General features: G+C 24.6%; 17 protein-coding genes. 7 read left to right on the plus strand and 10 right to left on the minus strand.

Annotation, left to right across the window (positions count from 1 at the left end):
* The first annotated feature begins 283 nt into the window (after nucleotides 1-283).
* Complete coding sequence (locus ABDZ71_RS17400) at nucleotides 284-1102, plus strand: TIM barrel protein (RefSeq protein WP_343763705.1); 819 nt, start codon at nucleotides 284-286, stop codon at nucleotides 1100-1102.
* 269 nt (nucleotides 1103-1371) lie between these two features.
* On the opposite strand, the gene ABDZ71_RS17405 is transcribed toward ABDZ71_RS17400, so the two are convergent.
* Complete coding sequence (locus ABDZ71_RS17405) at nucleotides 1372-2829, minus strand: thioredoxin-like domain-containing protein (protein WP_343763708.1); 1458 nt, start codon at nucleotides 2827-2829, stop codon at nucleotides 1372-1374.
* Nucleotides 2830-3078: 249 nt separating this feature from the next.
* Between ABDZ71_RS17405 and uvsE the strand changes: the two genes are divergently transcribed.
* On the plus strand, nucleotides 3079-4344 hold the full coding sequence (uvsE, locus tag ABDZ71_RS17410; RefSeq protein WP_343763711.1) for a UV DNA damage repair endonuclease UvsE: 1266 nt from the start codon (nucleotides 3079-3081) through the stop codon (nucleotides 4342-4344).
* A gap of 150 nt (nucleotides 4345-4494) precedes the next feature.
* On the opposite strand, the gene ABDZ71_RS17415 is transcribed toward uvsE, so the two are convergent.
* A complete protein-coding gene (locus tag ABDZ71_RS17415) occupies nucleotides 4495-5715 on the minus strand; it encodes a M16 family metallopeptidase (RefSeq protein WP_343763714.1) in 1221 nt (406 codons plus the stop codon).
* A 372-nt stretch (nucleotides 5716-6087) separates the two neighbouring features.
* Between ABDZ71_RS17415 and ABDZ71_RS17420 the strand changes: the two genes are divergently transcribed.
* Entirely contained in the window at nucleotides 6088-6492 is a 405-nt protein-coding gene (locus ABDZ71_RS17420) for a GtrA family protein (RefSeq protein ID WP_343763717.1), read from the plus strand.
* 85 nt (nucleotides 6493-6577) lie between these two features.
* Here the strand turns inward: ABDZ71_RS17420 and ABDZ71_RS17425 are convergent, their stop codons facing one another.
* From ABDZ71_RS17425 to ABDZ71_RS17440, 4 genes are all read right to left on the minus strand, one after another.
* The gene (locus ABDZ71_RS17425) at nucleotides 6578-7153 is read right to left on the minus strand and encodes a DJ-1 family glyoxalase III (RefSeq protein WP_343763720.1); all 576 of its coding nucleotides are present in this window, start codon (nucleotides 7151-7153) and stop codon (nucleotides 6578-6580) included.
* 134 nt (nucleotides 7154-7287) lie between these two features.
* Nucleotides 7288-7851 carry a glycerol-3-phosphate responsive antiterminator gene (locus ABDZ71_RS17430; RefSeq protein WP_343763722.1) on the minus strand — a complete coding sequence of 188 codons (564 nt, stop codon included), beginning with the start codon at nucleotides 7849-7851 and terminating at the stop codon, nucleotides 7288-7290.
* A gap of 20 nt (nucleotides 7852-7871) precedes the next feature.
* Nucleotides 7872-10748 carry a DNA topoisomerase IV subunit A gene (locus ABDZ71_RS17435; RefSeq protein ID WP_343763725.1) on the minus strand — a complete coding sequence of 959 codons (2877 nt, stop codon included), beginning with the start codon at nucleotides 10746-10748 and terminating at the stop codon, nucleotides 7872-7874.
* Between the two features lie 29 nt (nucleotides 10749-10777).
* Nucleotides 10778-12727, minus strand: coding sequence for a DNA gyrase/topoisomerase IV subunit B (locus ABDZ71_RS17440; RefSeq protein WP_343763728.1), 1950 nt, complete (start codon nucleotides 12725-12727; stop codon nucleotides 10778-10780).
* A gap of 587 nt (nucleotides 12728-13314) precedes the next feature.
* Here ABDZ71_RS17440 and ABDZ71_RS17445 point away from each other — a divergent pair.
* The 4 genes from ABDZ71_RS17445 (at nucleotide 13315) to ABDZ71_RS17460 (ending at nucleotide 16181) form a co-directional block, all read left to right on the plus strand.
* Nucleotides 13315-14487: a cation:proton antiporter gene (locus tag ABDZ71_RS17445; protein ID WP_343763731.1), complete on the plus strand. Its 1173-nt coding sequence runs from the start codon at nucleotides 13315-13317 to the stop codon at nucleotides 14485-14487.
* 13 nt (nucleotides 14488-14500) lie between these two features.
* On the plus strand, nucleotides 14501-14842 hold the full coding sequence (locus ABDZ71_RS17450) for a hypothetical protein (protein WP_343763734.1): 342 nt from the start codon (nucleotides 14501-14503) through the stop codon (nucleotides 14840-14842).
* Nucleotides 14843-15035: 193 nt separating this feature from the next.
* The gene (locus tag ABDZ71_RS17455) at nucleotides 15036-15263 is read left to right on the plus strand and encodes a hypothetical protein (protein WP_343763737.1); all 228 of its coding nucleotides are present in this window, start codon (nucleotides 15036-15038) and stop codon (nucleotides 15261-15263) included.
* A gap of 36 nt (nucleotides 15264-15299) precedes the next feature.
* Nucleotides 15300-16181: a polysaccharide deacetylase family protein gene (locus tag ABDZ71_RS17460; RefSeq protein WP_343763740.1), complete on the plus strand. Its 882-nt coding sequence runs from the start codon at nucleotides 15300-15302 to the stop codon at nucleotides 16179-16181.
* 54 nt (nucleotides 16182-16235) lie between these two features.
* On the opposite strand, the gene ABDZ71_RS17465 is transcribed toward ABDZ71_RS17460, so the two are convergent.
* From ABDZ71_RS17465 to ABDZ71_RS17480, 4 genes are all read right to left on the minus strand, one after another.
* A complete protein-coding gene (locus ABDZ71_RS17465; RefSeq protein WP_343763743.1) occupies nucleotides 16236-17612 on the minus strand; it encodes an MATE family efflux transporter in 1377 nt (458 codons plus the stop codon).
* A gap of 326 nt (nucleotides 17613-17938) precedes the next feature.
* Nucleotides 17939-19246 carry a DUF5050 domain-containing protein gene (locus tag ABDZ71_RS17470; RefSeq protein ID WP_343763745.1) on the minus strand — a complete coding sequence of 436 codons (1308 nt, stop codon included), beginning with the start codon at nucleotides 19244-19246 and terminating at the stop codon, nucleotides 17939-17941.
* Between the two features lie 227 nt (nucleotides 19247-19473).
* Nucleotides 19474-20868 carry an MATE family efflux transporter gene (locus ABDZ71_RS17475; protein ID WP_343763748.1) on the minus strand — a complete coding sequence of 465 codons (1395 nt, stop codon included), beginning with the start codon at nucleotides 20866-20868 and terminating at the stop codon, nucleotides 19474-19476.
* Between the two features lie 300 nt (nucleotides 20869-21168).
* The gene (locus ABDZ71_RS17480) at nucleotides 21169-23256 is read right to left on the minus strand and encodes a helix-turn-helix domain-containing protein (RefSeq protein ID WP_343763751.1); all 2088 of its coding nucleotides are present in this window, start codon (nucleotides 23254-23256) and stop codon (nucleotides 21169-21171) included.
* Between the last annotated feature and the right edge of the window lie 204 nt (nucleotides 23257-23460).

Consider the following 23460-nt stretch of genomic DNA (forward strand, 5'->3'; position numbering starts at 1 on the left):
CTTCATAAATATTAAGATTTTTAACAATAAATTATATTTTAAATTGTTATGTTATATCCATTAATTGTTAATTAAATAATTAATAATTCTAATCTATCAATTATTAATTTTATAATAAATCAATTGTTATCTGATATCTGTTAATTGATAATTTAATATAGAAAGGTGGTGACACCGTTACAAAATATCTAATAAACTTTTAAAATATATACTAATACATAATAACTTCAAATAAAACTAAAAAACATTAAAAGTTTATAGAATTTTATATACGGTATTAAAAATGAATAAATTACTATTTGGAATATCCGGATTACCTATCGGTGATGGATCAAAAAAATTTAAATATAAATCTGGAATTACCCATCTTAAAAGTATAGGTCTAGATGCAATGGAACTTCCTTTTGTTCGTTCTGTAAATGTAACTTCTAAAAACAAAGATGAAATTTTAGAAGAAAAAAATAAGAATAAATTTTACCTCTCTGCACATGGTTCTTATTTTATAAATCTTAATGCAGATGATAAAGAAAAACAAGAAAAATCTCTTGAAAGAATAATAAAAGGTGCAGAAGGTTTAAAAAAAGTAGAAGGAAAAAGCTTAATATTCCACCCTGGTTTTTATCTAAAAGACTCTAAAGAAGAAACTTTTCATACAATATTAGAAAACCTAAAAAAATTGCCTGATATAGGAATAGACTATAGACTAGAAACTACAGGAAAAGGAACCCAATTTGGATCCTTGAAAGAACTTGTAAGGTTATGTAAAGAAGTTCCTACTTGTAAACTTTGTATTGATTTTTCTCATATTCATGCAAGATATAATGGAACTTTAAAAACCTTTGAAGATTTTGCAAAAATCCTAAACTATGTTGGAGAAAATTTAGGACAAAAAGCTTTAGATGATATGCATATACATCTTTCAGGTATAAATTATACAGCTAAAGGTGAAAGAAATCATCTTCCATTCCATGATAGTGATTTTAATTATAAAGCTTGTCTTAAAGCCTTTAAAACTTTTAATATAAAAGGATGTATAATCTGCGAAAGCCCAATCCTAGAAAAGGATGCTCTCCTTCTTAAAGAGTATTATTCTAATTTATAAACTTATATTAAAATAAATATCTATTTTAATATAAATAAAAGCATATATTGATATAAATATTTATCTATATATGCTTTTATATTTATCTAGGCATATGAAAATAAATAACCGGTCAAAGATGCTACGGATATTTTGTAAAATACAATAACTTGGGCTTTGCTAATAGTTATGCTATTAGTAGATTCCAAGGAAGAAGTAGTTCACAAAATAAACTAGCATACTGACTAATTATTTATTTGAATGTGCCCTATATAATTTTAATCTTAAATCTAACACTTATCACTTCCTACAGTGCATAGTTTTTTCTTTCCTATTAACTTTTTATCTATAGGTATATTTAAAATTCTTCCATTATTAGTATCACAAACATATATAGTATCATTATAAATATCTAATCCGCTAGGCTCATTTAAATTCTTTTGTATATTAGAGACTTTCTTTTTATCTAAATCTATTTTTACTACTCTATTATTATAAGTATCTGCTACATATAATATCTTATCTTTATAAGAAACTCCTAAAGGATGTTGAAAAGTTGAATTATAGAGATTACCAGTCTTATTTCCGAAATAAAATAATCCTTTTCCTATTAAAGTTCTTACTGTATTTTCTTTTAAATCTGCATATCTTAAAGAACTTGTTTCTGAGTCAATAAAATACAATCTATTTTCACCATCATAACACAAAGAAGATGTTTGAGCTAAAAGACATTTATCATATCCTCCATCTCTTATATTTTCCTCACCTGTACCAATATAACTTTCAATTACAAAACTACTTAAATCTAATCTCCATATTTGATGATTACCTGCCATTGCTATATACATTTTATCTTTTATTATCTCAATGTCCCAAGGAGAATTTAAACTTACATCTAAAGCTTTTCCTTTTGTAATTGGATTATATTCTTTTTCACCATTTCCAGCTATAGTAGTAACATTTCTATCTTTTATATTACATTTTCTTATTAAATGATTTTCTGTATCTGCTACATATATTTCGTTTTTCAAAAATTTTACTCCTTGTGGTGATTTAAATTCTGCTTTTTCAAATTTTCCGTCTTTAAAACCATAGTTACCACTTCCAATTACAAAACTCTTATTAAAATTTTCATCTAATACTACTATTCTATTTTTCCCAGTTTCAGCTATAGCAATATTTCCATCTTCATTTATATCTATTTTAGAGGGATAGGAATATTCCCCTTTTGATATATCTTCTCCTACTTTTATATATCCATCTGGCCAATTAATTTTTTCATCATAATATTCAATTGTATCTCCTATTATTTTATCTAAAATATCTCTGTTTCCTTCCCCGGATACCATTGTAAATGCATATCCTTCTGGATCTATCAAAATAAATGTAGGCCATGCACTTACGGTATAACTATCCCATACTTTCCTATTTTTATCATTAACTACAGGATGAGTAATATTATATCTATTCATAGCTTCTACAATTGCTTTGCTATTTTTTTCATGATCAAATTTAGGTGAATGAACACCTATAACTTGAAGTTTATTTTTATACTTATTTTCTAAATACTTTAGATCATTCATAACATGGATACAATTTATACAGCAAAAGGTCCAAAAATCTAATAATATTATCCTATTTTTCAAATTATCAATGTTATTTTTTTCTGTACCTAACCATTCTAAATTTTGAGGGAACCTAGGAGCATGAACTCTAACTTTTTTATACTTTTCATAACTATTAATCATTTTAAATTAAAGGATTTAAATCCTTTACCTCCTCCCTTATGAAAGATTTAAATAAATCTATAATTAACTTTATATTTAAACTCTATCTAAATATCATATTAATTAATATGATATCAATTTAATGGAATAATAAAATCAAATAACATATTTAATAGTTTTAATAGAAATTATATTAATATTTTTATACACTATAATTATATGTTATGTAATAAAATAAATATTATTTAATTTTCTAAAGTAGGTGATAAAATGAAAATAGGATACGCTTGTACTCCTCTTACCATTAAAGCTAGTAATTCAAGAAGATTTATACTAAAAAACTTTAATAAAAAAAATTTTTATAAAGTAACCAAAGAAAATATAGATGATTTATATAAAATATTAAATTATAATATAAAAAATAACATACATATGTTTAGAATTAGTTCAGATATAATTCCTTTTGGAAGCCACAGTATAAATGATATAGATTGGTGGAATCTTTTTAAAGATGAACTTAATCTTTGTGAAAAATATGCAAAAGAAAATAATATAAGACTATCTATGCATCCTGGCCAATACACTGTTCTTAATTCTCCTTCTGAAAATATAGTTTTAAATAGCATAAGAGATATAGAATACCATACTAAGTTTCTAGATTCCCTTAACTTAGATTATACAAATAAAATTATACTTCATGTTGGAGGAGTTTATGGAGATAAAAAATCTGCCATGAAAAGATTTCAAGATAATTTTAAAAGATTATCTGATTCAGCTAAAAAACGTTTAACTATAGAAAACGATGAAAGAAATTATAACATAGAAGAAGTTTTATATATAGCAAATAATATTAATATTCCTGTTATATTTGATAACTTACATTATCACTTAAATAAAAAAACTGTTAAATTAGAAAGTATAGAAAAAATATTAGAAAATGTAAAATCTACTTGGTCTTCTAATGATGGAAATATGAAGCTTCATTACTCAGACCAATCAACAAATAAGAAACTTGGAGCTCATTCTAACTTTGTATATACAAAAAATTTTTTAGACTATTATAATAAAATAAAAAAATTCAATCCTGATATAATGATTGAAGTAAAAGATAAAGAAATATCAGCTATAAAGTGTATTCACTGTACAAATAAAAATATAGATTTTAAAAAAGATCATAATTTTCTTTGTAGGGAATGGTCAAAATATAAATATATATTAATGGAAAAAAATTATAAGTCCTATAAAGAGTGTAGTAAAATAGTTAATTCTAATTTAGAAAATAAAAGAATAAATTTTTATAAATTTATAGATTCTTGTATGCTTAAACCCTTAGATGAAAAAAACTACAAAAATACACTTCTTCACGTATATGGGTATATAAAAAACAAAGCTACAGAAAAAGAAAAAGTAAATTTCTTTAAACTTTATGAAACTAATGACATAAAAAAAGCTAAAAAATATTTACATAGGTTATGTAAAAAATACAATATAGTTTATCTTCTAAAATCTTATTATTTTTTAAAACAATATAATTAATTTCTATAAGAATATTTTATATTTTTTAATATATTTTTATAGTTACAAAAACTAAATTATAGGTAAAAATTCTATAAAAGAGCTTCTAATCTTTATATAAGAATTAGAAGCTTTTTTTATAATAAAAATATTAAAAATTAAATAGAGAAACTATAAAAGCATCTCTATAGACCCTTCTTTAAAAACTTTATTTATTACTTTATGTATTAATTTATCATCTATTTTTTCTATATTACTTAAATATCTGTCTAGATTTTTATCTCCTTTATACATAAGTTCATATGTAGTCATATCTAAAGCTAATCTTATAGAACTTTCATGTCTTATTTCTTTTCTAAGTTTTATACTTTTATATATTTTTCTTATTTTTTCCTCAGTAAAATTATTTTCTATTTTTTTAGCCTTTTCTATGCTTTCCTTTATAATATCAATACATCTTTCTGCTTTTTCTTTAGAGGTTCCTAAATATATTTTATAAAGCTTAATTCCTCTCTCATTTTTTATTATACTACCTACATCATAAGCTAACCCATTTTTTGTTCTTATTTCATCAAACAATATACTACTTGTTCCAACACCAAATTCATTATTAAATATTCTTAATGCGTCAATTTCAATTTCATCTAAATCATGTATAGGATAAAAAATAGATATTTTACATCCTTCCATACCTTTTTTATAATTTTTATAAATTCCAGAGGTAATACTCTCATACTCCTCTTTATTAATTTCAGTATAATCTTTAACAAAGCCCTCAAAATATTCTTTTATTAATTCAATAACAGTTCCTTTATGAAGAGATGAAACTATAGATATAGTACAATTTTCAGGTGTATAATATTTATTGTAAAATTCTTTTATAGTTTCTAAACTTATATTTTTTATACTATTTTCATTTCCTATAATTCTTTCTTTTATCCTTCTTTTATAAAAAGAATTTTTTAATAATTTATCTTCTGAGTATTGATATAAATCTTCTTTCCATTCTCTTAATTCTTCACTTATTACATCCATTTCTTCTTTAAAACCTTTTTCAGGGAAAGATGGATTTATTAAAATATCTGAATAAAAATCTAATGCTTTTATAAAATCTTCATTTAATACAGTTCCATAATACACTACATAAGGATAATTTGTCATAGCATTTTCAAATCCAAATATACTATCAGATAATTCATTTATTTCTTTTTCATTTCTATTTATAGTTCCTTTTGAAATCATATGCTCTAGAGCATGGGCTGTTCCAAAAGGGAACTTTTTATTTTCTTCTTCAATAGCTCCTCCATTAAAGCCTATACAAATAGAAGTTACATTGGATGTACTTTTTTCATATAAAACTTTTATACCATTATTTAATATATCTAATTCCATATTCTACTCTCCTTAACTATTTAAAATACCTGTATAATATCTAAAAAAATACTATTCCATAACTTTTTCTTATAAACTATTATTAAAATCATCTACATTCTCGCAAAAATCAATTCCAAAATATGGTATAATATTCTAGTATTTTATTTTATTGTAACAGATTAAAAATATACATTGCTATAAAAAATCACTTTTAATACAATAACTATAATTCTTAAACCTATTAAAATACTTTTTTACCTAAAGTATACTTTTCAAAACTCAAATATACAAATTTAAATTCTTTTAACCAAATAATTTAAATTTAGCCATATAAAAATAACATAATTTAATTAGTTATTTAAATGTATCTTATATAAGAGGTGTATAAATATGTCTAAAAAAAATAATTTTATGCAATTTATAAAATATACTTTGATAGGAGGAATAAATGTATTAATTGATTTTGGTATTTTAAATATACTATGGATTATAACTGGCATATACAAAGGTTATATAAACTACTTGTTTAAATTTATATCTTTTATAGCATACTCTACTAATGGATACTTCATGAATAAGAAGTTTACCTTTAAATCAAATAATAATTCTTATTTCAAATATATTTCTGTATTAGCTGTTACCGCTATACTTAATGCATTTATACTCTCAAATCTTTCTATGCACAATTTTTTCAATTTTAAACCTATTATATGGTCAAATATATCTGCTCTCATAGCTTCTATATCTACAGGAATAATAAGTTTTTTAATAAATAAGATTTTTGTATTTAAATAAACCTAAGAAATTTACTACTAAAAAATTTATAAATTAATGAAAAAACTAACTTGATAATAAAAATCAAGTTAGTTTTTTATAGATATTATTTATTCATATTATCTTCTACTAAATCTAAAAGCATGCCTTTTTTTACTTCTAAAACTTTTTCTTTATCTGGTACTAAATTTTCTAGTATTTTAAGTGCAAAATATATAGCCACTGCAGGTCCTCTACTAGTTATAATGTTTCCATCTTGCACAACTAAGTCTTCTTTATACATAGATCCTTCTAATTCTTTTTCAAACCCTGGATAAGAAGTAGCTTTTTTACCCTTTAAAATTTTAGCTTTTCCTAAAACTATAGGTCCTGCACATATTGCTGCAACTATTTTATAATCATCATTGAAACTTTTTACAAGATCTATAACCTTTTGGTCATCTCTTAAATTAGTGCTACCAGGCATTCCTCCTGGTATAACTATTGCATCATAATCTTTTGAATCAATATCATTTAAGCTTACATCTGATTTTACTTTTATGTTGTGAGCACCATGAACTTCTTTATCTTCTTTTATAGAACACATATCACAACATACATCTGCTCTTTTTAAAACATCTACTACTGTTAAAGCTTCTATTTCTTCAAAACCATCTGCCAATAAAACTACTGCTTTTTTCATTTTATTCTATACTCCTTTCATAAAGCATATTAAAAAAACAAAAGTATCTATTCTTAAAAACTATTCACTTAATTTTAAAAAAATTATAATATATTTTTTTAAATCTACAGGTATATTCATAAATATTTTTAAATTTAACAATCCCAAAGTTTATGAGTAGTTGTAGATATTGCTACTGCTCCTGCAGATAATGCTTCCATAACATCCTTTTTATCTTTTATAAGGCCTCCTGCTATTATAGGAATATTTTTTATTTTAGGTCTCATATTATTTATTATCTTGCTAGCTACTCCTGGCATAACTTCTACACCGGCTGGAGAATTTTCTATTATATTTTTTATTCCTGTTTTTAAAGATAATGAGTCTACTATAAACACCCTTTGTATAGCTAAAAGTCCAAGTTTTCTTGCATGCTTTACATTAAATGACTTAGTAGTTATTATACCATGCATTCCTGCATATTTTTTCAAAAATTCCATTGCACTTGAATCTGCTTTAAGTCCTTCTATCATATCTATATGAACAAAAACTATTTTACCTTCTTCTTTTAATATTCTACATATATCTGCTATATTTAATACATTACCAAATAAAACAAAACATATTTTAGCCTTACTTTGTATAGATTTTTTTATATCTTCTTTATTTCTTATTGCAGCTATAACGGGATTTTCTATAAATATTTCGTTTAAATCCATATCTAAGCTCCTCTTTTATTTTATTTTTTTGTCTTTTCAACTTTTTCCACAGAATCATTTAAAAGTAACGGCATAAGATTATTTCCTATACCTGCTCTATTTTGAACTTTTATTTCTTCTACATTTATAATTTCCTTATCCTTTGCTTTAGTTAATATCTCTAATTTATCATTGCTATCACAATCTATTAAAAGAGAACAAACTACATCATCAAATTCTTTAAGACTTATTCCAGTAACTCCTGATGCTAATCTTCTCATAGGATTTACCGTATCTGGATTAAACCTTATACACATAGATCTTTTAGTTATCATAATTACATTTTTATTTTCTTTATTTTCCTTATGTAATATATCTATTAACTCATCTTCTGAATCCTTAAACTTATAAACTAAAATACTTCCATACTCTCCTTTAATATCTTTAAGCAAAGTTCTTTTTATAAGTCCTTTTTTAGTAAAGAAATATAAGCTAATATCTTCATTAAAATCTTTTGTACTAATAACATTAAGTACTGATATTTTTTCTTCTAAAATATCTTCTAATTTTATTCCTTGTTTATCCAGTCCTTGAATCATATAAGCTGGCACAGAATAAGCCATTCCTTTTTTATCAAATATTAGTATATTACTTGATGAATCACTTAACAAACTAATATAACTACTCTTTCTAAAATCATTTGAAATTTTTAATATACCTGTTTTAGATATATTTATATAAAAAGTTTTATATTCTAATTTATCAACTATTTCAAAATCGCTAACCTTATCTTGTGGAAGTAAATTAAACATTTTAGTTCCTACTATATTTCTATCTACAATTTCTAGATTCGGCTCTTCTATGGTAAAATTTAATCCTTTTAAAGTAGTTATATTTATAAATTTTTCTTCTCTTTCTCTATCTAAAAGCAATACCTTAACAAGAGTTTCTTCTTTTCTTAACTTTAATGCCATAAGTCTAGAATAATTAGTATCAAATTTATCTAAAGAAGTTTTCTTTATAAATCCACTATTTGTTACAAGAATAAAATCTTTTTGAACACTTAAGTCATCTAAAGAGTAAATTTTAATTATATTTTCTTTATCAAGCTTTAATGTTCTAATTATTTCTTCTATTCTCTGCCCCTTATCTTTCCACTTAGCTTCTGGTATATTTATTACCTTCATTTGATACATATTACCCTTATCTGTAAATATATAAAGAGTATTTTTTGTATTAGAATGTATTAAAAATCTATTACAATCCCCTTCTCTATATTCTATATCCTCTACATTACCACTAGATCTTTTATAAGATTTTAAAGGTAATCTCTTTATAAATCCTTCTTTTGACATAGTAATAACTACATCTTCTTCAACAATAATTTCTTCTACATCTATTTTGGCTTCTTCATCATTTTTTATTATTTCAGTCTTTCTATCGTTTCCATATTTATCTTTAACTTCTAAAAGTTCTTTTTTAATAACCTTTAATAATTCTTTTTCACTTTCTAAAATCTTATTTAATTTTTTTATAAGTTTAGAAAGTTTAGCATACTCTTTTTCAAAAGCATTAATTTCAAGACCTGTTAATCTATAAAGCATAAGTTCTAATATAGCATCTGTTTGAATATCATTAAATCCAAACTTATCCATAAGATTAGCTTTAGCATCTTTTTTAGATTTTGATTGTCTTATAGTTTTTATAACTTCATCCATTACTCCTATAGCTTTTATAAATCCTTCTACTATATTAAATCTTCTACTTGCAATATCAAGTTCTGTTTTAGTCCTTCTATAAACTACTTCCTTTTGATGATTAACATAATGATAAAGCATAGATTTTAAATTTAATGTTTTAGGTTTACCATCTGCTAAAGCTACCATATTAAAAGATATATTAACTTGAAGTTCTGTCTTTTTGAACAAATATTTCAGTACTTTTTCCACCATATCTCTGTCTATAGACTTTTTAAACTCTATTACAGCTCTAATTCCATTTCTATCAGATTCATCTCTTATATCTGAGATACTTTCCAAAGCTTTAGCATGCTTTTTATCTGCTGTCATTTCAGAAATTGTTTGAAGAAGTTTTGCTTTACTTTTTCTATATATAAATTCACTTATAATAATACCAAGTCTTCCATTTTCTAATTCTTCTATTGATGTTTTAGCTCTTAATGAAACTTTTCCTTCTCCAGTTTCATAAGCTGATTTTAATGCCTCGTTACCTATGATTATTCCACCTGTTGGAAGATCTGGTCCTTTTATATACTTCATAAGCTCTTTTACTGTTATATCTCTATTGTCTATATATGCAAGAGTTCCATCTATAACCTCTTTTAAATTGTGAGGTGGAATATTAGTTGCAAGTCCTACAGCTATTCCAAAACTTCCATTTACAAGTATATTAGGATATCTAGCTGGTAAAACCTCTGGTTCCTTCTCTGAACCTGAATAGTTATCTACCATATTAACTACATTTTTATCTATATCTCGTATAAGTTCTGTAGCAATTGGTGTAAGTCTAGCTTCTGTATAACGCATTGCCGCAGCACTGTCCCCATCTTGACTACCCCAGTTTCCATGTCCATCTATTAAAGGCTCTCTTGTAGTAAAATCTTGCGCTAAAATTACCATAGCTTCATATACTGATGAATCACCATGGGGATGATATTTACCTAAAATATCTCCAACTATTCTTGCTGATTTATAATAAGGTTTATCTGGAAATGCTTTTAACATATATGACCCATATACTATTCTTCTTTGAACTGGCTTAAGTCCATCTCTAACATCTGGAAGAGCCCTCTCTTTTGCAACTTCCACAGCATAAGGAAGATAATTATCAGGCATAGCTTCTTCTATTGGAAATGGTACTATATTTGTATCTTTAGGAATATTTATTTTTTTAGCCATTTTTAATCCTCCGCATCTATATGTAATGTTTAAAATTCTGCATATTTATATAAATATTTTTTTCTAGGTCCTACTACATCACCCATAAGTAGTGAAACCATTTTTTCTGCTTTGGCTGCATCTTCTATAGTAATTTTTTGAAGTGTTCTAGTCTCTGGATTTAAAGTAGTCTCCCAAAGCTGGTCTGGATTCATTTCACCAAGCCCTTTATATCTTTGAACTAAAGTATTTTTACCTAATTCTTTTTTTGCTTTTTTAAGTTCCTCTTCTGCGTAACAATAAATAACTTTTTCTTTTGATTTTATATTTTTATAAGCTTTATATAAAGGTGGCATAGCTATATACAAATGTCCATTAGCAATTAGAGGTCTCATATATCTATAAATATATGTCATCCATAAAGTTCTTATATGATATCCATCTACATCCGCATCACTTAGGATTATTATTTTATTATATCTTAGATCCTTTTCATTATAATTATCTAATACTCCCGTTCCAACAGCTGTATTAAATATTTTTAACTCTTCACTACCTAATACGTTTTCTATTTTTTGTTTTTCAGTATTCATAATCTTACCACGAGATGGCATTATAGTTTGGAATTTTCTATCTCTAGCTTGCTTTGCAGATCCTCCAGCGGAATCTCCTTCCACAACTATAAACTCACTAAAATTATTGTTTTTCAAAGTACATACAGCTATTTTCCCTGCTAGTGGAGCTGTTCCTTTTCCAATCTTTTTCTTTTCTGCATCATTTATTTTTTTTATTTTATCTCTTCTAGCTGCTGCAGATAAAGCATTATTTATGATTAAAGTTGCTATTTTTTTGTTGTCTTCTATCCATTCTAAAAATTTGTTATAAGAAAGCTCATTCATCATAGTATAAGCTTCATTATTTCCAAGCTTAGTTTTAGTTTGTCCTTCAAACATTGGATTAGTTATCTTTATCCTTACTATAGCAGTCATACCTTCTCTTAAATCATCACCATCAAAATCTTTATCTTTTATTAAATTTAATCTTTTTCCACCCTCTTTAAAAGCCCTTGTCATACCGGTTTTAAAACCAGTTTCATGAGTTCCAGCTTCTGTAGTAGGTATATTATTTACATAACTTGCTATATTCTCTGTAGAAGAATCTGTAAATTGGAAGCATATCTCTCCATACATCTTTATTCCTTTTATTTCTTTTTCACCCTCAAATAAAGCAGCTTCTTTATGAAGAGGAGTTTTACTTTCATTTAGGTAATCTATAAAATCTAGTAATCCTCTTTCTGAATGATATTCTTTTATTTCAGGAACTTCTTTTCTATTATCTATAATTTTTAATGTTATTCCTTTATTTTGAAATGCCAATTCTTGAAGTCTTCCATCTATAACTTCAAATTTAAAATCTAAAGTAGAAAAGACTTGTTTATCTGGTTTAAAAGTAATTTTACTACCAGTTTTTTTTGTACTACCTATAATTTTTAATTTATCAACAGCTGTTCCTGGCATTTTTCTTTGTAATTCTTTATCAAATATATATTCAAATCTTTGATAATACACATTACCATTTTGATATACCTCTACTTCAAGCCATTCACATAAAGCATTTACTACTGAAGCTCCTACACCATGAAGTCCACCTGATGTTTTATACACTGAGTTATCAAATTTACTTCCTGTATGAAGCTCAGTAAAAACCATCTCTACCCCTGATTTTTTCTTAGTTGGATGTATTCCTGTAGGTATACCTCTACCATTATCTGTTATTGTCACACTGTTATCTTTATTTAACATAACCGTTGCTGTGTCACCATAACCATTAGATATTTCATCTATAGCATTATCCATTATCTCCCATATGCAATGATGTAGTCCTCTAGTTCCAGTAGATCCTATATACATTCCTGGTCTTATTCTTACTGGTTCTAATTTTTCTAAAGAGGTTAAGGCTGTAACATCATATTGCTTTTTATTTTCTATTCTTTCTTCCATTTTTCCCTCCGCAATAAGTAAAGTATCTTAAAATTTACTATGATTATATTTATATTATATACAAATACATATTTTATCCCAATAATTTATTTTTATATTTTGAATATATAGGTTGATTTATACTTTTAATTATACAAATACCAATACAGATTATATCAAAAAACTTTATTCAAAACAAACGTTCTGTTTGTTTTATTTTTTTTATAGTCTGAATTATTTTTTAACATATAAACTAATTTATAAAAATTTCATACAAATCAAAGTATTTTTTAACTTTCTATTAATAATTTATAAAATTAACAATAAAAAAATATGTATTTTTTATAATCAATCTTCAAATATATATTATACAATAATATCTACCAAATACTTAAATTTTATATTTGATAACTTTTACATTTATTTATCTGAAAATAATAAATAAACAAAATATACAGCCTTTCCTTAAAATAATTAACAATACAAATTATTCAAAATTAATTTATTTTCAATATATTGATTTGAAGCTACAGAATATATGTTATATACTTATTTAAGTAAGATATTTAGATATATTGAAATAAATAATCGTAATAGGAGGTGAATACATGAATGCATTCATAGCAGTAGGTTTTGCTCTATTAGCAGGGGTTTTACTTGGAAAACTTATGAACAAATTTAAAATTCCTTCTGTTGCCGGATATATAATAGCTGGTTTAATTTTAGGAGTTTCTGGACTAAATATAGAAAACGCTGAAATGATTCAAAAGTTATCTTTCATAGGAGACTTTGCTTTAGGTATAATAGCTTTTAATATTGGTAGCGAACTTGAAATGTCTGTAATAAAAAAATTAGGCAAACCTATATTTATAATAGCTTTCTTTGAAGCATTCTTTGCATTTTTAGCAGTAACTTTAATTACAATCATTATAGGTGAAAAGATTTATACAGCTTTAATATTAGGAGCTGTAGCTTCTGCAACAGCTCCTGCAGCAACAGTAATGGTTTTAAAAGAACTAAAATCAAAAGGTCCTTTAACAACTACTTTACTTGGTGTTGTTGCTGTAGATGATGCAATATGTCTTATGATATATTCAATAGCAGCATCTGTAGCTAAAGTATTTATAAACCATAGTTCTATAACAGCTTACAAAATAATAATACACCCACTAATGGAAATAGTATTTTCTCTTTTACTTGGAGCTGTTTTTGGTGTAATACTTACTTTCTTTATAAACAGATGCAAAAAAGATTCAGAAATTCAAATTTTCACTGTAGGGTTTATAATAATGCTTACTGGATTAACTATAAGTTTAAATTTATCATCACTTTTAGCTTGTATGTGTTTAGGAGTAACTATAGCAAATGTTTGTACACATAACACAGAAACATTTAGTGCTATTGAAAACTTTTCTTCTCCATTTATAACAGCATTTTTCGTACTAGCAGGATCAAGACTTAACATTTATATGATTCCTAAAATAGGATTACTTGGAGTATGTTACCTTGTTTTTAGAATAATAGGTAAAATTTCTGGTGCTTCTTTAGGTGCTTTTATATCTAAAGCTCCAAAAACTGTTCGAAAATACATCGGATTTGGTTTATGTTCTCAAGTAGGTGTTGCTGTAGGACTAGCCATAATCGTAAGTAGAGAATTCAAAGGAACTGGATTAGATATAAAAGTACTAACTATATTATTAGCAACTACTATAATAACTGAGCTTATTGGCCCAGTCTTTACTAAAAACGCTGTAATAAAAGCTAAAGAAGCTAACATATAAAGGAGGATTTTTTATGTACGCTCTTGTTTTAATATTAAATGAAACAAAAAAACTTCACGATGTACATGAAATACTATATAACGAAGGTTGTGGAGCTACAACATTAAACAGTAGAGGACTTGGTAAAATTCTTATTGAAAATAATTTAGAAGTTCCTATCTTTGCTGGCCTTAGAAAACTTGTAGAAGGCGATGTTCCTTACAATAAAACAATCATAAGTGTTATTAAAGATGAAGATAAACTAAATAAAGTTTCACATCACTTAAATCGTGAATTAAAACTTGAAGATAACCCTGGTATAGGATTTATGTTTGTCCTTCCAGTAATTAAATGTTATGGTGCTAATTTAGACTAATAAAAAAAACTAATATACAAAAAATAGGTTTTAGATAACTTTTCTAAAACTTATTTTTTGATATTACTATAAAAAAATTAAACTTATTATACATAAAATTTATTATTTGTTACTTTATTGTTACTAAAAAATATGTAGAAAATATATAATTAATAGTGTAATTATACTAAAATTATCAAAAGAGGTGCTATAAATGAGAAAATCTGATTCAAGAGTTATTATAGTTGTTTTTTCAATAATTATAATGGTAGGTCTTTCTTTCTTTAATAATCACAGGATTAAAGACTATAATAATAAAAACTCTCAATTAAAAAACCAACTTAGTGAGCTAAAGAAAAAAAATAATAGTCTTAATTCTAAAAAGAATAAATTAACTAAAGACTATAATAATATAAAGGAAAAAATGAAAGCTTTAAACTAAAACGTATTTAAACAATGTTTAGAAAGAGGTATTATTATGTATAGAAGATCAAGAAGAAATAAAGATATAAGAAAAACTATTACCTATTGCTTCCTTTTATTTTCTTTTTTAGGAATATTATTTACAGAAGGAAGGGTTTTGAAAGTCAAGTTTGCTAACTCTAAACTAGCTAAAAATATAAATAATATACAAAAAACTAATGATAATACAGTGTCAGAAAATAAAAAACTTTTATCTAACGTAAAAAAAGAACAAGATAATTATAAAAATAAATTAAAAAATAGAAAAGTGGCTTATTTAACTTTTGATGATGGTCCATCTAATCATACTGAAAAAATATTAAATATATTAGATGAAAATAATGTACATGCTACTTTCTTTGTAAATGGTAAACCTGAGCTTACTAAGGAATATAAAGCAATTGTAAAACAAGGTAGCATACTTGCTAATCATACATATAGCCATGATTATAAAACAGTTTATTCTTCACCTGAAAACTTTAAAAAAGACATAGAAAAATTAGACAAGTTCTTAGAAAATCTTACTGGTGAAAAACCTAGTCATGTTATTAGATATCCTGGTGGCTCTAATAACACTATAAGTCATAGCTACGGTGGACCTGATATAATGAAAAGAGTCCTTCCTTATATGAAAAAAGCTGGTTATAAACATTTTGATTGGACTGTAGATTCTAGAGATGCTGAAAAATTCCGTCAAGCTACAGATGTAATAATTAACTCTGTTTTAACTCAATCTAAATCCACAAAAAATGCTGTGATTTTGATGCATGACTTAAATCCTAAAACTACTACTGTAGAAGCACTTCCTACAGTAATAAAAGGTCTAAAAGAACAAGGTTTTACCTTTGATGTTCTTACAAAAGATTCACCAGATGCAAGCTTTGTTAAAATGAACTAATACATGAGAAAAGCTATTAATTTAGAAATATAAATTCTAAATTAATAGCTTTTCTTATACACTAGTTGTTAAATTCCTTATCCATTTATTAGAAATAAGTCTTGCAAGTCCTATAAAAAATTTAGTTATCTCCTCTGCTGTAGCTAATGCAACTACTAAATATACTGGTAATTTTAAAACAAAGGCTCCTATAATAGCTAAGGGTACTCCTATAAGCCACATTGTACATGCTTCTACTATTAAAGGATACTTAGCATCTCCTCCCCCTCTTAAAACTCCAGTTATGATTATTACATTAACTACCCTAATAGTCATAAGTACTGCAGTAATATATAAAATCAGCAATGAATCATGTAATACTTTATCAGATACTTTAAATATTGATAATATATTCTTACTACTTAAAGCTAAAATAATACCTAAGCTTAACCCTAATATACTTCCAAGTCCAGTAAATCTTTTAGCATAAACTTTACCTTTTTCTTTTTTTCCAGCTCCTATAGTATTTCCTATCATAACTGTAGAAGCATTAGCCATCCCTATTCCTACAACCATAAATAAATTTTGAACTGTAGTACATATTTGAACTGAAGCTATAGCTTTTGTACCTATTCTTCCATATATAGCAGAATAAACTACCATTCCAGTTCCCCAACAACATTCATTTAAAACTACTGGTATTATATTTCTTATGATCTTATTTGCAAATTCTTTTGTCCAGCAAAACATTTCATTTAACCTTCCAGCTAAAATTGGTTCTTTTAAATATACATAAGAAAGTATCAGTGTAGTTTCTATAATTCTAGCTATTAAAGTAGCTATCGCTGCTCCTTTTACTCCCATAGGTTTAAATCCAAAATTTCCAAATATCAATATATAATTTAAAATAGTATTTATCATAAGAGCTATCATACTAAATATCATAGGAATTTTAGATTTTTCTATACATCTTAAAGCTATTGCAAAATTAAATGTTATAGCTGTAAAAACATAACTTATACACACTATTCTTAAATAACTAGCTCCAAATTTTATAACATTAGGATCTTTATTAAATAAAAGCATTATTTTTTCTGGAATTATAAGAGCTATAATAGTAAATATTACTCCTGATACAACCGTTACAATAAGCCCTACTCCTAATACTTTTTTTATATTTTTTTCATCTTTTTTCCCCCAAAACTGAGAAATAAACATACTACAACCGGAGCAAAAACCAGTGATTAATAAATTAAATAAGAAAAAATATTGATTTGCAATACCTACACAGGCAATCTCTGTCTCTCCCACTTTACCTATCATCATAGTATCTACCATATTTAATGAAGAAGCTATAAAATTTTGTATTATTATAGGTATAGCTATCCTTCGTAACTTAGAATAAAAAGTGCTGTCATTAAATAATTCAAATAATTTCGATAAAATTTTCATTAACTTTTAAAACCCTCCCACATATAAATATAATAAAAATAAATTTAATTAATTACAAAAAAATAAAACCGCTTTGAAGTTTTTCAAAGTGGTTTTCTTCTTCACTATTAAATGTGGCACATTCAAATAAATAACTAATAAGTACACTAGTTTATTTTATATGCCTAAGAAAAGTATTTCTTTTATATATTAATATACTAAAACATCTTTTTTGTGCATTCTTTATGTAGTTTATCATAAAGATACTTCTTTATCAATAATAAAAACATAGATAAAAATTATAAATAAAATATTACAGATTATATTTTATTTATAATTTATAATGTTTACTCTATAATTTCATTATTACTTCCATCTGTTTTCATTCTAAATAAATTCATACTTAAATCTTTTGTATTCAAATTATAATAATATATATATTCACCTACTACATCTATACTAACTGCATTCACTTTTTTTAATAATTTATTATCTAAGCTATCTAAGTTTATACTATATATTCCTTTTTGTTGGTCCTTTATATAATATATATTTTTTCCCTTTATATATATTTGTGTTAATCCATCTGTTTCTAAAATTCTTTCTATTTTTTCTCCATCTAAATTCATCTTATAGATAGCAGCTTTTTCTTCTTTTTCTAAAGAATAATAGTATAATTTGTCTTTATGTATAATAACCTGCCTACAAACTTGATTATTTAATTGTTCAATATAGCTTCCATCTTTTAGCATTCTATATAAATTATAATCATATTCTTCATTTATAAAATATATCCACTCTTTATATAATTCCATATACATTTTACTTGAAATATTATTTAGCTTAGTATTTTCTACTCCATCTAATCTAACTCTATATATACTATAACCATCTTCTATATTTACATAATAAAGAAAGGGTCCACTTACCTTTATATTATTTCCTTTTACATTATGAAAATCCAATTTATTTTTACCATTCTTATCTATTCTAAATATTTTATAATTATTATCTATATCGATATAGTCATATTTACAACAAAATATATATTTATCTGTAACATAGAAATCTTTTACCCCTACATCTGTAATTTTTTCTCTCAAACTTCCATCCTTTTTTATCCTATATAAATAGTTATCCTCATCTTCTCCCCTGTAATTTATATAATATATCCACTCTTTATCTATCCACATACCTTTTGCAAAATCATCGCTTAATTTTATATTTATAGATCCATCTACATTAGTTTTCCAAATTTCCGAATAAGAATTGGATTGTAAATAAGTATATATTTTTTTATTTCCACTATAATATATAAAATTTCCCTCTTTAACAATTCTATTTCCATTATTCTCTATAGTATCATTGTCTTCTAAAAAGAATTTCATTTTACCTAAGGTATCTAATTTCTTTTTGTTAACTGAATATATTTCTTTTTTAAATTCTAACAAATACCCTTTTAAACATATTTCCTCTACATACAATTTTATAACTAAGGTGCTCTTATCTTCTCCTAGTCGTAGATTATATGATATAGGTTTCCCTTCTATATCTGTTATCTTAATAACATCTTGCTCTATTAAATTTTCTTCTATTTCTTCATTAAATCTTAAATTTAATTCTATAGGTTTTATTTTTTTATCTTTTTCTATCAATTGTGTTTCCTCCAATAATATTTCTAAGTTCATATTTATTTACGTTTATATGCATAAAAAACTTTATAAGGAAGTATATTTGAATTCAATCATATTTAAATAAACCTGCAGTTAATAAAGTTATATTTTTTCACATAATAAAATAACTGCAAAACTTTATATCAAGCATAGCAGTTATCATTTTTATATTATAATCTATTTAGTTACATATAAATGTTAATATTTTATTACATAGTTGTTGATTCTATTTTAAGTTTTAGCTTTCTTCTCTCTTCTAAAACATCTTCATTATTTGATTTTTTTATTTTTCTAAGCCCATACCTTAAATATACTATACCTGTAAATGCAGATATAATATCAGAAACGGGATAAGCTATCCAAGCTCCTAAAATTCCAAATTTATTTAAAAGCAAAAACAATATAGGTATAAATATTATAATTTGTCTATAAATCGAAAGCAAGAAGGAAGACTTTGCTTTCCCTATAGCCTGATAATAATATATAGAAATATAGTAAATTGAAATTATAGGAAAAACTAATATTACTATTCTAAAAGCTCTAACTGAATCATTAAGAAGAGATTTATCTTTTAAAAATGATCCTATTATAGGATATGAAAAAATAAACATTAATACCCATAATATTAAAGTAGCAATTGTAGCAAATATTACAGTTATTTTAACTACTTTTATAATCTTTTTAATCTTCTTTGCACCATAGTTAAATGCTGCTATTGGTTGCATAGAAGAACTTATACCTATTACTGTAACAAATAAAAACATTGATATTTTGGTAGTAACACCTACCATAATTAAAGCTGTATCTCCACCATAAGAAGCTAATAAATTATTTAATATTATAGCTACAATGGCATCTGATACTTCTACTATAAAAGTTGAAAGTCCTACTGCTAAAATATTTTTTACTATTTTACCCTCTATACTAAATTCTATATTTAACTCTACATTTTTTTTCATTTTTATAAAAGCATATATAAAAGCAATAATTTGTGACCCTACTGTTGCAATAGCCGCTCCCTCTACTCCAAAAGATAAATTAATAACTAGTATATAATCTATAAAAATATTTAATAAAGCACCTAGTCCATTAGCTTTAAGTGTTATTTTAGTATCTCCCATAGCTGTCATTATATAGCAGAAAACTAAAGTTAAAGCTTGAAATACTCCTCCAAATATGACAATAGAAATGTACTTTTCTGATAAAGGATATATATTAGAACTAGCCCCTAATACTCCTATAATTACTTGCTTTTTAAATATAAGCATTATACAAGTTAAAACTACCATTATAATAATAGTTATATTGATGGAGTTTTTAATAACCCCTTTCAGTTTTTTATGATTATTACTTCCTAAACTTCTTGAACAAGCAGTGGATGCTCCCACGGCTACCATCATTCCTAAAGAAGACATAAGTCTTTGAACAGGGAAGGCTATAGTTAAAGCTCCTATTGCTGCCGGTCCAGCTTTTATACCTAAAAATATAGTATCTACCATACTATAAAGTTCTATTATAAGTAATGCTAACATAGCTGGAAAAGAAAATTTTAAAAGTGCTTTCCATATCTTTTCTTTAGTGAATATCCTACAGTCGATTTCCATTATATGCACCTCATTATTTTATTTAACCTAATGTAACTCCTCTCCTAAAGTGGGAGATTAAGTTACTATCATAAGATCATAGCTTTAGTATATTAACTCATAGTATCTAATTATGTTAAATTCTATCCTCTTCCCTTCTATATAAATATTTTACATTTAAACCTAATATTAAAAAATATTTCTCTTTATTAATAGTATACATAAACTTTAGTATTTTTTCATTCATTAATCTAATAACTATTCAGTACCTATTTAAGAATTTATAATATTTTGTTTTTTGTTAAATATAAAAAAAACACCTTATTTAAGGTGCTTTTGTACTTTTTTCATACAAATAAGTACTGCTCCTAACCCGTTAATTTTACAAATTATATTATATATATTAGTTTGCTTTACAAAGTCTAAAGATATATGAGGAGTAGATGATTTTAACAAAATATTTTTATCTTCTTTTAAAATCCTCTTAGGGTTTCCAATCTTTAGCCAATTACTATATAAATCACCTGTTTTTTCATCCATTTTATACATAACAACTTTATAATCACTTTCTAATGCTGATAGATTTATTGAAAAATTTTTTTGAGTATTTTTATTGTATATATCACTATTCCTTAAATCTTTTGAATTAACTATCTTCCCCAATCTTCTATCATATGAGTATAACAATATTTGAATTTCATCTTTATTTTCAGTTATTATATAGTTATCTCCTTTACACAATATGTTATTTCCTAGCTTAGATAAAAAACAATAGGCATAATAAGAAGATTTTTTCATCTCTTGCCTATTTATTAATCCATATCCCCCACAAAACAACTCATTATCTATATAATTGTTGTAAGAAAATTCATCAAACAAAGTTAAAAATTCTAAATCATCTTTTTTATTTAAATAATTATCTATTATATAAGGTAACATATATAAAGTATCATAAACTTTATTAACTTTATTATTCTTTTTACTATGTTTTATGATATTATAATTAATTTTATTTTCTTCCAAAACTTTTATTATATTAATTTTCAATTCATCTGGTATATTATATACTAAAGAAAACTTCCATTTTTCAAACTCATATTTCCCAAAAATATTTTTAAAATATAATATAAATTCTTTTAACATAAAAATAAAATTTTTATTATTTTTTATATAGTCATTTATTATTATATTAGGCTTTAACCCTAATTTATTTAAATACTCTAAAGCCATTTTCACTTCGTACCAATCTAAAAAATCATCTTCATTTTTAAAAAAACATTTAGTAGTTTTAGGAAAAATATTATTTAATATAACAAATTCAGATTGAATGTGCTTTTGAAATTCCTTTAATAAATAATAATTTTCATTTTTTAACATATTTTTATAATTACCTATATTTATAGAATAATTAAATACATTATTAAATTCTATATAATCTGAAGATACATCTACATTAATCTTTATAATTCTTCCCTTATACTGAAATCTATGATAACTTTCTAAATAAAATCTTAAATCTTTTAAGGAATTCTTTAAAGGTAGTTTAGAAATTTCCTTAGACTTTTTGTAAGATATTAAATCTAGTTTATACTTTTTTCTATATTGAGTTGGTGTACATTTATAATGCTTTTTAAAATGTTTATTAAAATATCTAATATGAGAAAAACCTAGTTCTTCTGATATTTCAGAAATATTTTTATCTGTATCTAAAAGAAGTTTTATAGATTCTTCAACCCTTGTTAAATTCAAAAAATCATTAAAGCTATATCCTACTTTATTTTTCATTTCTGTTGATAAATAATGAGTACTTAAAAATTCTTTTCTAGCTAAATCTCTAAGCCTTATTTTACTATGATAATTAGAATATATATATTTTATTATTCTATCATATCTTTCAAATTGTATTTCATTATCTTTTAAATCTTCTTCATCATATATAAGATAATGAAAATTATTAACAAGGTAATATAAAAGTTCTACTAAATTTTTTTCTAAATTCTCTTTATAATCTTCTGTTCTTTGAACAAACTCACATAATAAAATAGATAAATATTTTCTTAAGTTTAAATATTTTTCGTCAGTTTGTGAATTTTTAGCTGAAAAGTCTGTGTAAAAAAATCTATTTTCGATGTCATAATATCTGTTTAAAAATAATGGATTTATGTAAAATATAAGCACTTTATTTTTGGCAGTTATTTTTTCTATACTATGTGCTTCATCTGGATTTATTATTTCTATTTCATTAGTACTCACTTTATGAGTCTCTGTCTCTATAATAATTTTTATACTTCCCTCAACAACATAAATTATTTCCAAGGAATTATGCCAATGTATAGGATATTTTATTATTTCACTAAAACATATATCTATAGGTAATTTATCTTTGTACTCCGTATATTCTCTAGGCATTATATCCTCCTACTTTAATCTATAAATTATTAATAATTTCAGATTTTTATTTATTAAAGCACATTCAAATAAATAACTAGTCAGTATGCTAGTTTATTTTAATATGCCTAATCCTCTTTCTTAATTATATCATTGTCAAATATAGTAAAAATTATATATTTATAAAAAAGCTTCTACTTTGATAAAAAATCTTAATTTATTTTC

The organism is Clostridium oceanicum (assembly GCF_039521385.1).
Taxonomy (GTDB): domain Bacteria; phylum Bacillota; class Clostridia; order Clostridiales; family Clostridiaceae; genus Clostridium_F; species Clostridium_F oceanicum.

What these genes read in the sequence shown, in the direction of transcription:
- ABDZ71_RS17430 (WP_343763722.1), bottom strand. Translation starts at nt 7,851, where the DNA reads ATGGATTTAAACGAAATATTTATAGAAAATCCCGTTATAGCTGCAATA.
- ABDZ71_RS17475 (WP_343763748.1), bottom strand. Translation starts at nt 20,868, where the DNA reads ATGGAAATCGACTGTAGGATATTCACTAAAGAAAAGATATGGAAAGCA.
- ABDZ71_RS17420 (WP_343763717.1), top strand. Translation starts at nt 6,088, where the DNA reads ATGTCTAAAAAAAATAATTTTATGCAATTTATAAAATATACTTTGATA.
- ABDZ71_RS17415 (WP_343763714.1), bottom strand. Translation starts at nt 5,715, where the DNA reads ATGGAATTAGATATATTAAATAATGGTATAAAAGTTTTATATGAAAAA.
- ABDZ71_RS17460 (WP_343763740.1), top strand. Translation starts at nt 15,300, where the DNA reads ATGTATAGAAGATCAAGAAGAAATAAAGATATAAGAAAAACTATTACC.
- ABDZ71_RS17465 (WP_343763743.1), bottom strand. Translation starts at nt 17,612, where the DNA reads ATGAAAATTTTATCGAAATTATTTGAATTATTTAATGACAGCACTTTT.
- ABDZ71_RS17440 (WP_343763728.1), bottom strand. Translation starts at nt 12,727, where the DNA reads ATGGAAGAAAGAATAGAAAATAAAAAGCAATATGATGTTACAGCCTTA.
- ABDZ71_RS17445 (WP_343763731.1), top strand. Translation starts at nt 13,315, where the DNA reads ATGAATGCATTCATAGCAGTAGGTTTTGCTCTATTAGCAGGGGTTTTA.
- ABDZ71_RS17425 (WP_343763720.1), bottom strand. Translation starts at nt 7,153, where the DNA reads ATGAAAAAAGCAGTAGTTTTATTGGCAGATGGTTTTGAAGAAATAGAA.
- ABDZ71_RS17450 (WP_343763734.1), top strand. Translation starts at nt 14,501, where the DNA reads ATGTACGCTCTTGTTTTAATATTAAATGAAACAAAAAAACTTCACGAT.
- ABDZ71_RS17405 (WP_343763708.1), bottom strand. Translation starts at nt 2,829, where the DNA reads ATGATTAATAGTTATGAAAAGTATAAAAAAGTTAGAGTTCATGCTCCT.
- ABDZ71_RS17400 (WP_343763705.1), top strand. Translation starts at nt 284, where the DNA reads ATGAATAAATTACTATTTGGAATATCCGGATTACCTATCGGTGATGGA.
- ABDZ71_RS17435 (WP_343763725.1), bottom strand. Translation starts at nt 10,748, where the DNA reads ATGGCTAAAAAAATAAATATTCCTAAAGATACAAATATAGTACCATTT.
- ABDZ71_RS17480 (WP_343763751.1), bottom strand. Translation starts at nt 23,256, where the DNA reads ATGCCTAGAGAATATACGGAGTACAAAGATAAATTACCTATAGATATA.
- ABDZ71_RS17455 (WP_343763737.1), top strand. Translation starts at nt 15,036, where the DNA reads ATGAGAAAATCTGATTCAAGAGTTATTATAGTTGTTTTTTCAATAATT.
- uvsE (WP_343763711.1), top strand. Translation starts at nt 3,079, where the DNA reads ATGAAAATAGGATACGCTTGTACTCCTCTTACCATTAAAGCTAGTAAT.